Raw genomic sequence first — 13,844 nt, forward strand, 5'->3', positions numbered from 1 at the left:
ATGGAAGCAATGCAAAAATACGGAAAAGAAAGTATACCGTTGGTGGTGGCATTCACGCCGAACTATTTTGTTCCGGCGGCTAACTGCTTGCTTTCTATATTGGAGCATAGTGATCCCACAGCCTCTTTTCACGTCATCTGTCTGCTGACCGAAGCATTGTCGGATGATATGAAGTCAGCAATAGAACAATTGGACAGCGGAAGGCTGACTATGAGGTACATCAACCTACAGGGAAAACTCGGTGATATTTACGTGGTCGAACGTTATACCGTGGCGGCTTCCTACCGTTTGCTGTTGCCGGATCTGTTGCCGGAATACAATAAGGTCATCTATGTAGACTGCGATATGGTAGTGCGCAACGATCTAGCCAATCTGTATTACAAAACAGATATAGCAGATTATTATCTGGCGGCGGTTTTTGAAGCTTCGCTGGACAGCCAGCTTGATTATTTGGATCATCTTGGCGTAAAAGCGGGAAACTATATCAATTCAGGCTTTTTACTGATGAACCTAGTGAAACTTCGTGCGGATGGCATGGTCCAGAAATTACTGCATGCTGCAAAAAAAACTTATCTGCAGTTTCCAGATCAGGATGTGCTGAACCAGCTTTGTCAAGGCAAAATTTTAGGACTTCCACCTTATTATAACAGCATCCGTACATTCTATTTACCGCAGTATAAGCCTGTTTTTCTGCGTTATTATACGGAGGCAGACTGGCAGGCAGTTAAAGAACATGGTACGGTACACTATACTGGAGGAAAGCCCTGGGATATCTTTACAGTACAGTTTGACGTGTGGTGGCGATATTACGAACGACTTCCTGAAGTGATTAGAAACAAGTGGAAGCCGAACAAACGGATGTATTGTTTATACAAAATAAGTAATACCAGGATAGGAAGGTATTGTTTGCACGGTCTTCAACAATTGGTTAGACGCTTTAAATATGGAATATCATGAAGAAGCACGCTTATCTGATCATAGCACACCATGAGTTTGAGGTACTGGAGCAGTTAATATATGCTTTGGACGATCCGCGTAATGATATCTTTATCCATTTTGATGAAAAAGTCGTAACGCTTCCAACGCTTCGCGCTATACACGCAGGTCTCTATATCTTGGCCGACCGGGTAGATGTAAAATGGGGCCATGTTTCGCAGATAGAAGCCGAATATAAGCTTTTTGCCGAAGCCTATCGCTGCAATCCGTGGTACGCGTATTTCCACATCATATCGGGAGTACACTTGCCCCTTTATGGACAAGATTATATCCACACTTTTTTTCAATCCCAAAACGGAAAGCAACTTATTCCGGCAATGCAAACAAATAATTTTCAGATGGACTTGAAGATGAACAGGTACAACTTGTTTATACCTTATTTTGCGCACAGAAACAGATCCGTCAGCCGCATAGCTCAGATCGGCTGGCGCCTGGCACAAAATGTCCAGCGTTTTTTTCATATCCGTCGGTATAACCGATTAGGTTATCAGTATGGCTCAAACTGGGTAAGCATAACCCGTGAAGCCGTTTACTATTTGCTTTCTATTCGTAAACAGGTGTTAAAGCGATATAGATATACCTTATGTGGAGATGAGTTTTTTGTTCCGACCGAACTGGCGTCATCAGGCTTGGGCTTTTCCATAAAATATAGCGATCGTTTGTTAAAGCATGAGATAGGGAACGCCAATGCAAGGGTTTACACGATGGCAGATTACGCGAAACTGGTGGTATCAGGCTGTTTGTTTGTGCGAAAATTTAGTGCTGCAGATTGGGATATCGTTAAAAAGATGGTAGAACATAGTAAAAGAAACGGATGAAGCACGCTTATCTGATTATCGCTCACCGTGAATTTGCATTGCTCCAATGTCTTGTTAAGACATTGGACGATGAGCGCAACGATATTTTTATCCATTTTGATAAAAAGGTACTGGATATACCACAGCTTACGGTCAAAAAAGCCGGGTTGTTCCTCACCAAAGAACGGATAGATGTGCGATGGGGAGATATTTCAGTTGTTGAGGCTGAGTACGCGCTATTTGCCGAGGCTGTAAATCAGGGTTCTTACCACTATTATCATCTGCTCTCGGGCGTAGATATGCCCTTAAAAGGACAGGATGAAATACACCGTTTTTTTGATGCGTATCAAGGAAAAGAGTTTATTGGTTTTTCGCAATACGATTATACTAAAGAAATAGAACGGAAAGTCCGTAGATACCACTTGTTTCCGAAATACTTTAAACAACAAGCGGGAATATCGGGCTTGTTCAAGAAAACCATGCGTTTTTTGTTCATCTGTTTGCAGGATTTGTTGGGGTATAAACGGTATAAAAAAATGGACTTTAAAAAGGGAACGCAATGGGTCAGTGTAACACATGGTTTTTTGCAATACTTGTTGCTAAAAAAAGCAGCCGTGATGCTGATCTATCAACATACCTTTTGCAGCGATGAGATTTATAAACAAACACTCTGCTGGCATTCAGCATTTCGGGAACATATTTATGACCTGGAAAATGAGGGGATAGGCTGTATGCGCAAAATAGGTTGGACTGACGGACAATTGTCTGACTGGACAGAAGATAATTATGAAGAACTTATACAATCGACAGCGTTGTTTGCGCGAAAGTTTAACAGCAAACATATTGAAGTGGTGCACAAAATAATAAATGGCTTAAAATAATTTTCATGAAAATAGGTGCGCCGAAATTTTTTGAAAAAGGAGACCAGCTTATATATCAGGTAGATATAGAACTGGACAATACTGTCCAATCGCTATGGTATAGCCTGAATAGCACTCATAAAGACATGGTGTCAGATCGAAGTGACGCGGCCCTGGTTGCGCTTTTAATCCCGGCGATGGAAAAAGGAGAGGACATGTACATTGAAGGACAAATCTCGGAAAGCTTATTTTATAGTGTAAGTGGACCTTTGCAGGATTTGTTACGGTTGATGTTTCCTTTTTTAAAAAATATAACTGTTTCTGTCACAAATTTGACGGACGAAGTTTATACCACAAAAAGAGGGGTGTTGACAGGATTTTCGGGCGGGATCGACTCTTATTGTGTGCTTGCTGATCATTATTTTGATCCCAAAGTTCCGGAGAGTTATAAGCTTACCCATCTTTTGTTTAATAATGTGGGATCTCATGGTGATAAGGGGAGTGAGTTGTTCAATAAGCGGTATAGCCGATTGACTTCTACTACCAGGGATTTAAAGCTTCCTTTTGTTCAGGTGGATTCCAATGTGGATTCATTTTATAGTCATAGAACCTGGTTCCAGCCCACACACACGCTAAGAAATACATCTGTTGCCTTATTGTTGCAAAAGGGAATCGGAACATATCTATACGCATCCGCATACAGTTTTGCTGATGTTTTTATAGGACCTACAGAAGATATTGCCTATGCTGACTTGGTTATACTGCCGATGTTATCAACAAGAAATTTGGAAGCGAGGTCGGTAGGCAGTGCGTATACTAGATCGGGTAAAACGATTCGCGTAGCTACTATTCCCGAATCATATACTTCCTTGGACGTGTGTATCAATTCGGATAATCGGACAGGAGAGATCAATTGTTCTTCTTGTTGGAAGTGTTTGCGGACATTGGCCACATTGGAGATTGCCGGTAAACTTCATCTGTATGCCGGTATTTTTAACCTGGACGTCTATAAGAAACATCGGAATGCTTATTTCGTAAAGGTTCTAACCAGTGATGATGTGCTGATGATGGATATCGCTATGCTGGCAAAGAAAAAGAACTTTGCTTTTCCGAAGAAAAGCTTATTGATGTATAAGACCAGGCTTTATAAGCTCGATAATTTTATAAAAAGAGCGTATCACAAAGTGCTTAGAACGGTAAAGCGATGAGAGAGATGTTAAAAGATATATATGTTTCCGTCATTATTCCCGTGTACAACGCGGTAGACACCTTGCACGGTTGCTTGGAATCGTTAGGCAAGCAGACCTACCCTTATCTGGAGTTGATTTTTATCAACGATAATAGTGAGGACGGTAGTTTAATGGCACTTATAGACTTTGCAGCTTCCTTAAAAGAAAGCGAGACGGTAGTTGTTAAGGTCATCAGTCATGATGTTAATCAAGGCGTGGCCGTTGCTCGGAATACAGGATTGGAGCACGCAGCTGGTGAATATATCTACTATATAGATGCGGATGACTGGATTGATGAAAATGCCATCCAGATAGCTGTGGCAGAGGCGGAACGTACAGCAGCAGATATTGTAGGGTTTGATTGGTATTTGTCGTTTGCAAAAAAAGAACGCCTGATGCAACAGCCTGGTTTTTCATCTCCTAAAGAAGCAATCGTGAAAATGCTGGAAGGCAGAATGCGCTGGAACCTTTGGATTTTCTTGGTTAGAAGATCATTGTATGAAGCGCATATTATCCGGTTTACACCACAGATGAATATGGGCGAGGACATGATGGTGATGTTTAAATTATTTTCTTTAGCAGAGAAAGTCAGTCACCTTCCACAGGCTTTGTATCATTATGGGCAATCGAATGAAGAATCGCTAACAAAAGTATACGCAGACAAGCATATACAAGAGGTAACCCAGAATATGAACGAAGTAGAACGTTTTCTGACAGTTGGCAGATATGCCGATCTGGTACGGACGAAGTTGGATTTGCTAAAACTGAATATCAAGCTGCCGTTATTGATTTCCGATGAAAGAGATCGATATCAGAAGTGGAGATATTGGTTTCCCGAATCCAATAGATACGCTTGGAAGAATCGGGTACAATCGCTACGGATCCGTTTGATACAATGGGCTGCATGGAAAAGACAGTTTTGGATAGTTAAACTCCACTATCATGGCGTTATACGTCTTTTGTACGGTGTAATTTATAGATAACAGATAAGTATAATGCGGATATTGTTCTATTTTTTGATAGGAATTATGGTTAGTTTTTACCTGTTCCCGGTTGGTTTTACGTTTTTGCCCTCATCCATCAATACAAAGATGTTATTGGCCCTTCTGGGAGGAGCTATTTTTGGATATAATACGATCCAAAGAAGGAATTTTTCCGTCTCAAGGGGAATATTGGGAGCGATTGGTTTTGCCGTCTTTTTTTCCTTGATATGCTTTGTTGCCACGGATATCAATCACACCTCGGATTATGCTTATGTCGGTTATGTCGGTAGTTTTTTTACTTGGCTGGCCAGTGCTTATGCTATATGTGTGCTGATAAAGGTCATGCATGGTGAAACCTCCTTCCGACTATTGGTTCTGTATCTGGCAGGAGTTTGTTTTACACAGTGTGTGCTGGCATTGTTGATCGACAATATCGAGAGTTTTAAAATCCTGGTGGATAGCTATGTCAATCAAGGGCAGGAATTTTATAACGAAGTAGACCGGCTGTATGGTATAGGCGCCGCATTGGATTCTGCCGGTATACGTTTTGCTGTTGTCCTGTTGTTGATTGTTGCACTTATATGCCACGAACAATCAGTGCGTAAAAGCACGGGCAGCATCGTGCTTTTGTTATTGGCATTCTTTACGATTGCTATTGTGGGAAATGCAATCTCTCGAACGACTATTATTGGTGTGGTGTCGGCGATGTTGTATTTTATCTTTTTCTCCGGGCTGTTCCGTTTGAATATCCGCTTTAGTGCTTTAAGATTGGGTATCTGGTTTGGCATAACCTTATTTGTCGCTGTTGGGCTTTCGACATTTCTGTACTATACGAATGATGAATTTCATAACCATATGCGTTTTGCCTTTGAAGGATTTTTCAATCTCGTAGAGAAAGGGGAGTGGTCTACGGGCTCCACGGATAAATTAAACCGTGAAATGTGGATTTGGCCCCAAGACACAAAAACATGGATTATCGGATCCGGTCTTTTTGACAGCTTTATATATGGAACAGATATTGGTTATTGCCGCTTCATCCTCTATTGTGGGCTTATCGGCTTTTCTGTTTTTGCAGCATTTTTCGTGTATAACGGTCTGTTTTTTATGCATCGATGGCCAAAATATGCGATGGTGTTTTTGGTATTCATCGTGATGACATTTGTATTTTGGATTAAAGTAGCCACCGATATCTTTTTTATTTACGCCCTTTTCTATTGCTTGGACGAGTTTATAAACGAAAAAGCTCCCGAGCCCTTGACTTACAAAACTTTTGCCGCATGAAGATCGTCTATTGTATTCTTAATACCTGGTATTCCGGAGGATTGACGCGGGTCATTGCCAATAAAGCGAATTATTTGGCAGAGGTAGGGTATGAGGTAACTGTCGTGACAACCGATCAATTAGGGAAAGGACATTTTTACGAAATGTCGGACAAGATCAATTTTGTCGACCTGCGGATTAATTACGTAGGATTTGACGATAAATCTACTTTGGACAAATTGCGCGAGGTGCCAAAGCGTGTGGTGTGGCACTATAAAAGATTGCGCAAGTTCTTAAAAGAATACCGACCGGATATTGTAGTCTCTACTTTTGGCAGAGAAACCTTTGTTTTACCCTTTATAAAGGACGGAAGCAAAAAAATATTGGAAACCCATTCTTCCCATTTTATCTGGATCGATTCGAGGAAGCATAAAGGGCTTTTTGGCAAGTTTCATACCTGGCTGGATGCGCGTATGATACGCCGGTTTGATAAGTTTATTGTATTGACAGAAGAAGATAAACCAGACTGGGGGAAACTTTCCAATATCATGGTGATTCCGAATGCGAACACCATTGAACTGAAGGAGATGGCGGCGCTTGATAATAAAGTCGCCATTTCCGCCGGAAGGTTTGGTTATCAAAAGAATTTTGAAAGCTTGATACGGGCCTGGAAGTATATATATCCGGTTTGTCCGGATTGGACGTTGCGTATCTTCGGTGGAGGTGTAACCTCGGCTGCACTTCAAAACCTAGTCGATGAGATGGGGCTAACCGATGTGGTAATCTTGAACGAATCTACACGTGATATTTTTCGGGAATATCTGGATTCATCTATGTATATCCTCAGCTCTAGGTATGAGGGCTTAGGAATGGTACTACTGGAAGCACAGGCTTTTGGCGTTCCGTTAGTGTCTTACGACTGCAAGTGTGGACCACGCGATATTATTGAGGATGGTGAAAACGGCTTTTTGGTGAAAGCAGGAGATGAGGAGGCGCTAGCGGATGCTATCGTTCGGCTGGCAAAAGATGAGCAGTTGCGCAAGGAAATGGGTAAGAAAGCCAAAAGGTATTCGGCGAAGTTTTCCGAAAAAACCATCATGAAAAAATGGACTGATCTATTTGTAGAATTAACAAGCAAGAATTAGAAGTTGTGAACATCATCTATTGTATAAAAGGAACATATAACTCCGGCGGTATGGAGCGCGTTGTAGCCAATAAGGCGAACTACCTTGTAGCGAAGGGGCACAACGTGTCTATTATTACGACCGACCAACAGGGTAGATTGCCTTACTTTCCGTTAAACGACAACATCCGCTTGTACGATCTGGATATTAACTATACTGCCAATGCATCACGGGGGTTGTTCGTAAAAACAAGACAATATTTCCAGAAGCAAAGACTGCACAGAAGAAGATTACGCGAACTTTTAAAAAAGCTAAAGGCAGATATCGTTATTTCGATGTTTGACCATGATACGCCTTTCCTCTATAAAATAAAAGACGGAAGCAAAAAGATATTGGAGATTCATTTTTCCCGTTATAAGCGTCGACAATATGGACGGAAGGGGCTATGGAGGCTTGCTGATGTGTGGCGTAGCAGGCAGGATTTGCAATTGGCAAGTCAATACGATCGTTTTGTCGTCCTGACAGAAGAGGATTGTGGGTATTGGGGATATCTCTCAAATATTGTTTTGATTCCGAATGCGAATAGTTTTGTTCCGGAGACAAAAGCGGATGTGACCTGTAAGCGGGTTATCGCTGTGGGTCGATATGACTATCAGAAAGGTTTTGATGAATTGATCGGCATTTGGGAAATGGTGCACGAACGATGCCCGGAGTGGAGGCTGGACATTTTTGGACACGGACCCCTGAAAGACCAGCTACAGGCACAAATTCAAAAATTGAAACTGGAAAGTAGTATACGCTTGCGTCCACCTGTCAGGAATATTGAAAAAGAATATTGCCAAAGTGGGTTATTGGTGATGACTTCCCGTTATGAGGGATTTCCGATGACGCTTTTAGAGGCACAGGCTTGTGGTCTGCCCATGGTAACTTATGCCTGCAAATGCGGACCCCGGGATATTATAGTGGATGGTCAAAATGGATTTATCGTGGCAGAAGGAAACAAAGAGTACATGGTAAACCAGATAGTGCGGCTCATCGAAGATGAGGACATGCGCCGTGCAATGGGGACAAGAGCAAAAGAAATGTCTGCTAAATTTTCGGAAGAAAAAGTCATGAAGCAATGGTTGGACCTTTTTAATCAGTTGGTCGGATGAAGACGATTGTTGTATCGGCAGTCAATCTAAACGTGGGAGGTACGTTGACCATTTTACGGGATTGTTTAGCCTATCTTTCCGAATACGCCGGGCAAGGAGATTATCGTGTTGTGGCATTGGTGTATAAAAAAGAACTGGCTTTCTATCCGAATATTGAGTATATCGAAACCCAATGGCCGAAAAAGAATTGGCTAAACCGCTTATGGTATGAATATGTAAGTATGAAAAAGATATCGAAAGATATTGGACCTGTATATCTTTGGTTTTCTTTACATGATACCACGCCCAATGTTATGGCGGAGCGAAGAGCGGTGTACTGCCATAACCCCTTCCCTTTTTATAATTGGGGGTGGCGGGACGTATGCTTAGCACCGCAATTTGTTATGTTCGCACTGTTTTCAAAGTACTACTATCAAAAGAATATTGACAAGAACTATAAAGTTATTGTGCAACAGCAATGGCTGAAAAATGAATTCTACCGGCTTTTTGGTTTATCGAAAGATAAGTTGGTTGTTAGTCTTCCCAACGTTCCGGAACAAAAGGAATTTGCCGGAGGAGAACAGCTAAATGATGAATACCACTTCGTATATGCCGCATCGCCTAATACGCATAAAAATTTTGAATGCCTATGCCAAGCGGCAGATATACTCAAAAGAAAAGGGATACGAGGATTTAAGGTTTTTATTACCGTAAAGGGAACCGAGAATAAATATGCACGTTGGTTATATAGAAAATGGGGAAAATCTACTCCTGCAATACAGTGGATAGGCTTCCAATCTAGAGAAACGCTGTTTCGCTATTATACAGAAAGCCATTGCTTGGTTTTTCCGTCAAAAGCCGAAACGTGGGGGTTGCCGATTTCAGAATTTTCAGCATGGAATAAGCCTATGTTATTAGCGGATATGCCCTACGCAAAAGAAACGGCTGCCGGAAATAAGCAGGTAGCATTTTTTGATGCTGATAATCCCTTGGCACTAGCGGAGCAGATGCAAAAATTAATACAAGGCGATGGTTCTTTTCTTCATACAGTGCGACAACAGGCGTATGATGAACAGGTAACCAATTCATGGGATGAACTATTTTCTATTTTAACCAAATGAATATACTACAGCTAGGAAAATTTTATCCCATAAGGGGAGGTGTGGAGAAAGTCATGTACGACCTGACGTTAGGTTTGTCCGAGCGAAAAGTACACTGTGATATGCTGTGCGCTTCCACGGAAGATTATCCTGCGGAAACGATCAAGCTAAATGCCTATGGGGAGGTGATGGTGTTGCCAACGCGATTGAAGCTTGCCGCTACGATGTTAGCACCTAAAATGATTTTGAAATTGCGGAGGATCGCAAAATATTACGATATCATCCACATCCACCATCCGGATCCCATGGCTTGTTTGGCACTGTTTCTTTCCGGATACAAGGGGAAGGTTGTACTGCATTGGCACTCGGATATTCTGAAACAAAAGACCCTATTGAAACTTTATGCACCGCTGCAAACGTGGCTGATTAGACGAGCAGATAGCATTGTGGGCACCACACCGGTATATGTGGCGGAATCCCCTTTTTTACAAAATGTAAAACACAAGATAAGTTATATTCCGATTGGTGTTTCGCCATTGAAGAGTGACAAGGAGGAAGTAGCCCATATTCGGGAGCGGTATGGACATAAACATTTAATTTTTTCATTAGGACGTTTGGTCGAATATAAGGGGTATGAATACTTAATTCGGGCAGTAGCGGACTTGGAGGATGGCTTTCATCTGCTTATTGGAGGTAAAGGTCCATTAAAAACATCTTTGGAGGCTTTGATACAGAAATTAGGTGTTAAAGATAGAGTGACGCTACTGGGGTTTATACCGGATGAGGAAATTGCCAACTATTACGATGCTACGGACATATTCTGCTTAAGCTCGATACGGAAGACGGAAGCTTTTGCCATTGTGCAGATCGAAGCGATGTCTTTTGGGAAGCCGATTATCTCTACTCACATACCTGGTTCTGGTGTGAGTTGGGTGAATAAAGATGGGGTATCTGGTTTGGTGGTGGAACGGGAGAATCCGGAAGTTTTGGCTCATGCGATAAACAAAATAACAGCTGATCCAGTGTTAAAACGACAATTATCGGAAGGTAGCCGGAAACGGTACGAGGCATATTTTACAAGACATAAAATGGTGGAGAAGAGTTTAGAAGTGTATGATAGATTACGAAAAATAGAAAACTATGAATATGAATAAGATTACTTTATTAACGTGGGTATTAGGCCTGGTACTGCTAAACGGTTGCATCGTGCCAAAAAAAGTGGTATATGTAAAAGATATGATGCCCGATACGGCATATATGGCGATGGAAGCACTGCCGTTGCGTTTACAAAAGAACGACCGGATCCAGATTGTGGTCAGCGCCAGTGCGCCTGAACTTGCAGCTCCATTTAATGGCGGTGTAGGTAGCTATAAAGTGCAGGATGATGGAAGTGTATCAACGGTAGTTGACCGCACGAATGGCGGCTATATGATCGATTACAATGGAAATATTGATTTCCCGATACTGGGTACACTGCACGTAGAAGGGTTGACTGTAGATGAGGTAAAGGATTTGGTTCGCAGTTCGCTGATTGCTAAAGAATATATTACCAACCCGACCGTGAAAGTAGAGCTGTTGAACTTGAAAGTCACCATGATGGGCGCTGTTGGAAATCAGGTATTGCAAGTTCCGGAGGGACAGATAACCTTGCTGGATGCAATCGCCCGATCAGGGGGATTGGATGTGGTTGCGGATCCGCAGGCTGTGCTCGTCATCCGGGAAGAAAATGGTATCCGAAAGAAATATGTGAACGACATAGAATCCAAATCGATCTTCGATTCGCCGACCTATTATCTGCAGCAGAACGACATCGTATATGTAGAGCCTCGGACGGCTGTCATGACACCTCGCGAGCAGATAAACCGACAATATATTTCATTTGGTATAGGTATGTTGTCTTTGGCGATATCCATGTTTGCTTTGTTCAAATAAAGAATGGTGTAAAGCTTATAGCTAACTTTAAAATAATAACAAAAAAAGAAATGCGTGTTAGTCAATATGGCGGTATGACCGTCAACGAAAAAAAAGAACAATCTATCAACGTGGTCGATATCGTGAAATATTTGTTCTCCAAATGGATATGGTTTTTCCTCTCTGTTCTGATATTTGGTGCAGTTTACTATTATCAGTATAGTAAATCGCCTTATATTTATCAAAGCACCCAAACGGTCATGATTAAAACACCCCAAAACACACCGACTACGGCACGTCTTACACGGACAAATGTCGCCAACACGGTCAATGTAAAAAGCGAAATCCTGCAGTTACGTTCCAAAGAGCTCATGCAGACGACGGTAGAACGCATTGGAGCGGGAACAAATTATTTAGAACGTTCCGGCTTACGTTACAACGAATTGTATACAACGACTCCTGTGGAGGTCATTATGGAAAGGGAGTCAGCGAACAGTAATTATGAGCTGTCGGTGACTCCGTTGGATAAAACCCATGTGGAGGTAACAGATAAGCTAGGGGAAGGAGAGAAGGTGAAGGTGGAGCTCAATAAAGCGACAAAAACCGTATTCGGTACCCTTACGGTAAAACCTACGCCTTTTTATAATGAAAAATCTTACGGGAGAACTATTTGGATAAACAAACGATCGGTCGGTGCAGCGGCAGTGTATTTCTTGTCAAAACTGGATATCAGACAGCTCGATGGCGAAGCAGGCTTATTGCAGATCTCTCTGGAAGACGTTAATCCGCAGCGGGCGGCGGCCGTGATTACCGAGCTGATAGCGGTGTACAATGAAGTGGCGTTGCGCGATAAAAATCAAATAGCGGTCAATACGGAAGAATTTATACGCGACCGCCTGGCGATTATCGAAGCCGAATTGGGATCTGTAGAATCGGATCTTGAACGCCTCCAGACAGCCAATCAGGGTATGGACGCGAAGACTGAAGGGCAAATGTACTTATCCGATAGCCGCCAGTTCCAGTCGGAGCGAACGAAGATAGAAACGGATATTAACCTCGCGAATATGATGCGGGAATACCTTACCGAGAAAGATGGACAATATGAACTGATGCCAAATAATACCGGACTGGTGGATGCAAATGTGGAAAATCAGCTTAATGAGTACAACGCTATGCTTTTGCGCCGAAACCGTCTGGTAGAAGGGAGTAGCACTGCAAATCCGGTAGTGGCAGATTTGGATAGAAATCTGGCCTCGATACGTGATAACATATATGAAGCGATGGACAATGCGATGCGTGGTCTGGATATCAAGCTGAACAATGTGATACGGGAGGAACAGACCGCACGGGGAAAAGCGACACAGGCACCAAGGAAACAGCGGATGATGCTTTCTGTAGAGCGGCAGCAAAAAGTGAAGGAGGAATTGTACCTGTACCTTTTGAACAAACGAGAAGAAAACGCAATTAACCGGGCGATGACGGACGAGAGTATCCGGATTGTGGATGCTGCAACTCGTTCAAATGCACCTATTGCCCCCAGTAAGTACGGGAAACTAACAACAGGGGTAGCAATCGGTATTGTGCTTCCGGCTGCTATTTTACTGATCATGCTGATGTTGGATACGAAGGTTCGTAGCCGTCAGGATATTGAAGGCGCTTTGTCGGTGCCGTTTTTAGGAGAAATACCACTTTCTCGCAGGAAGACAAAGGATCACAGTATCTTAGTAACGGATACGGGGCGTGACCCGCTGACCGAAGCTTTCCGTATTTTGCGTACGAATATCAGTTTTATGTCTAGAGATGGAAAAGAGGCGCAGGTGATTCTGTTGACCTCCTTTACTATTGGAGCAGGGAAAACGTTTTCTTCCTTGAACTTAGCCGCGACATTGGCCAATATGGGAAAAAAAGTTGCCGTGCTGGATTTAGATTTGCGAAAAGGTACGCTGAGCTCAAGAGTAGGGCTGAACGAAGGAAAGGGATTGAGCCACTATTTGTCCAAGTCAGATATACAAATGGAAGATATCCGTCAGACAATCGATGGTATGGAAAACTTGGATTTCTTCTCCTTCGGTGCCATTGCACCCAATCCGGTGGTCCTGCTAATGGGCCAAAGATTGGATACGCTGATGCACGAACTGCGGAGCCAATATGATTATATCATCGTTGACGGTGTGCCGATGGGCGTCGTTGCCGATGCCGCTATTATGGACAGAATTTCTGACCTCACCTTGTTTATTATTCGTACAGGTAAAATGGATCGCAGACAGCTGCCGGATATCGAACGTATATACACCGAGAAAAAAGTTAACAATCTGGCCGTTGTATTAAACGGGATCAAACCGGGAGGAAGCGGATACGGAAGCTACGGCTATGGTGGGTATGGCTACGGTTATGGCTATGGAGAAGAAAAGAAGGGATTACGTGGTTTGTTTAAGAAAAATTAAACATTCA

Annotated in this window: 12 protein-coding genes; all 12 read left to right on the forward strand. The window is 42.6% G+C overall.

The window, feature by feature from the left end; translation table 11 throughout:
* The first annotated feature begins 9 nt into the window (after positions 1 to 9).
* Genes C5745_RS06815 through C5745_RS06870 form a run of 12 tightly spaced genes read left to right on the forward strand, consistent with a single transcriptional unit; the run spans position 10 to position 13,837 of the window.
* Positions 10 to 957: a glycosyltransferase family 8 protein gene (locus C5745_RS06815; protein WP_105716334.1), complete on the forward strand. Its 948-nt coding sequence runs from the start codon at positions 10 to 12 to the stop codon at positions 955 to 957.
* Positions 954 to 1,814: a beta-1,6-N-acetylglucosaminyltransferase gene (locus C5745_RS06820; RefSeq protein WP_105716238.1), complete on the forward strand. Its 861-nt coding sequence runs from the start codon at positions 954 to 956 to the stop codon at positions 1,812 to 1,814. Before C5745_RS06815 ends, C5745_RS06820 begins: the two co-directional genes overlap by 4 nt.
* The gene (locus tag C5745_RS06825) at positions 1,811 to 2,674 is read left to right on the forward strand and encodes a beta-1,6-N-acetylglucosaminyltransferase (RefSeq protein WP_105716239.1); all 864 of its coding nucleotides are present in this window, start codon (positions 1,811 to 1,813) and stop codon (positions 2,672 to 2,674) included. Before C5745_RS06820 ends, C5745_RS06825 begins: the two co-directional genes overlap by 4 nt.
* 5 nt (positions 2,675 to 2,679) lie before the next feature.
* A complete protein-coding gene (locus tag C5745_RS06830) occupies positions 2,680 to 3,861 on the forward strand; it encodes a hypothetical protein (protein ID WP_105716240.1) in 1,182 nt (393 codons plus the stop codon).
* Positions 3,862 to 3,866: 5 nt separating this feature from the next.
* Positions 3,867 to 4,865 (forward strand): glycosyltransferase family 2 protein, encoded by a 999-nt coding sequence (locus C5745_RS06835; RefSeq protein ID WP_207795733.1) that lies wholly within the window; start codon positions 3,867 to 3,869, stop codon positions 4,863 to 4,865.
* Positions 4,866 to 4,910: 45 nt separating this feature from the next.
* The gene (locus C5745_RS06840) at positions 4,911 to 6,146 is read left to right on the forward strand and encodes a hypothetical protein (RefSeq protein ID WP_207795734.1); all 1,236 of its coding nucleotides are present in this window, start codon (positions 4,911 to 4,913) and stop codon (positions 6,144 to 6,146) included.
* Complete coding sequence (locus C5745_RS06845; RefSeq protein ID WP_105716243.1) at positions 6,143 to 7,270, forward strand: glycosyltransferase family 4 protein; 1,128 nt, start codon at positions 6,143 to 6,145, stop codon at positions 7,268 to 7,270. Before C5745_RS06840 ends, C5745_RS06845 begins: the two co-directional genes overlap by 4 nt.
* Before the next feature lie 5 nt (positions 7,271 to 7,275).
* Positions 7,276 to 8,403 (forward strand): glycosyltransferase family 4 protein, encoded by a 1,128-nt coding sequence (locus C5745_RS06850; protein WP_105716244.1) that lies wholly within the window; start codon positions 7,276 to 7,278, stop codon positions 8,401 to 8,403.
* Positions 8,400 to 9,503 (forward strand): glycosyltransferase, encoded by a 1,104-nt coding sequence (locus C5745_RS06855; RefSeq protein WP_105716245.1) that lies wholly within the window; start codon positions 8,400 to 8,402, stop codon positions 9,501 to 9,503. Before C5745_RS06850 ends, C5745_RS06855 begins: the two co-directional genes overlap by 4 nt.
* Positions 9,500 to 10,636, forward strand: a complete 1,137-nt coding sequence (locus C5745_RS06860; RefSeq protein ID WP_105716246.1) for a glycosyltransferase — start codon at positions 9,500 to 9,502, stop codon at positions 10,634 to 10,636. The genes C5745_RS06855 and C5745_RS06860 overlap by 4 nt, the downstream gene beginning before the upstream one ends.
* On the forward strand, positions 10,623 to 11,414 hold the full coding sequence (locus C5745_RS06865) for a polysaccharide biosynthesis/export family protein (protein ID WP_243403273.1): 792 nt from the start codon (positions 10,623 to 10,625) through the stop codon (positions 11,412 to 11,414). Before C5745_RS06860 ends, C5745_RS06865 begins: the two co-directional genes overlap by 14 nt.
* A gap of 50 nt (positions 11,415 to 11,464) precedes the next feature.
* Positions 11,465 to 13,837, forward strand: a complete 2,373-nt coding sequence (locus tag C5745_RS06870) for a GumC family protein (RefSeq protein WP_105716247.1) — start codon at positions 11,465 to 11,467, stop codon at positions 13,835 to 13,837.
* Positions 13,838 to 13,844 lie beyond the last annotated feature (7 nt).

This window comes from Sphingobacterium haloxyli (assembly GCF_002980525.1).
GTDB lineage: Bacteria > Bacteroidota > Bacteroidia > Sphingobacteriales > Sphingobacteriaceae > Sphingobacterium > Sphingobacterium haloxyli.

Coding starts and splice junctions, on each gene's coding strand:
- C5745_RS06855 (WP_105716245.1), top strand. CDS start 8,400: ATGAAGACGATTGTTGTATCGGCAGTCAATCTAAACGTGGGAGGTACG.
- C5745_RS06865 (WP_243403273.1), top strand. CDS start 10,623: ATGAATATGAATAAGATTACTTTATTAACGTGGGTATTAGGCCTGGTA.
- C5745_RS06815 (WP_105716334.1), top strand. CDS start 10: ATGCAAAAATACGGAAAAGAAAGTATACCGTTGGTGGTGGCATTCACG.
- C5745_RS06860 (WP_105716246.1), top strand. CDS start 9,500: ATGAATATACTACAGCTAGGAAAATTTTATCCCATAAGGGGAGGTGTG.
- C5745_RS06840 (WP_207795734.1), top strand. CDS start 4,911: ATGGTTAGTTTTTACCTGTTCCCGGTTGGTTTTACGTTTTTGCCCTCA.
- C5745_RS06835 (WP_207795733.1), top strand. CDS start 3,867: ATGTTAAAAGATATATATGTTTCCGTCATTATTCCCGTGTACAACGCG.
- C5745_RS06845 (WP_105716243.1), top strand. CDS start 6,143: ATGAAGATCGTCTATTGTATTCTTAATACCTGGTATTCCGGAGGATTG.
- C5745_RS06820 (WP_105716238.1), top strand. CDS start 954: ATGAAGAAGCACGCTTATCTGATCATAGCACACCATGAGTTTGAGGTA.
- C5745_RS06870 (WP_105716247.1), top strand. CDS start 11,465: ATGCGTGTTAGTCAATATGGCGGTATGACCGTCAACGAAAAAAAAGAA.
- C5745_RS06825 (WP_105716239.1), top strand. CDS start 1,811: ATGAAGCACGCTTATCTGATTATCGCTCACCGTGAATTTGCATTGCTC.
- C5745_RS06830 (WP_105716240.1), top strand. CDS start 2,680: ATGAAAATAGGTGCGCCGAAATTTTTTGAAAAAGGAGACCAGCTTATA.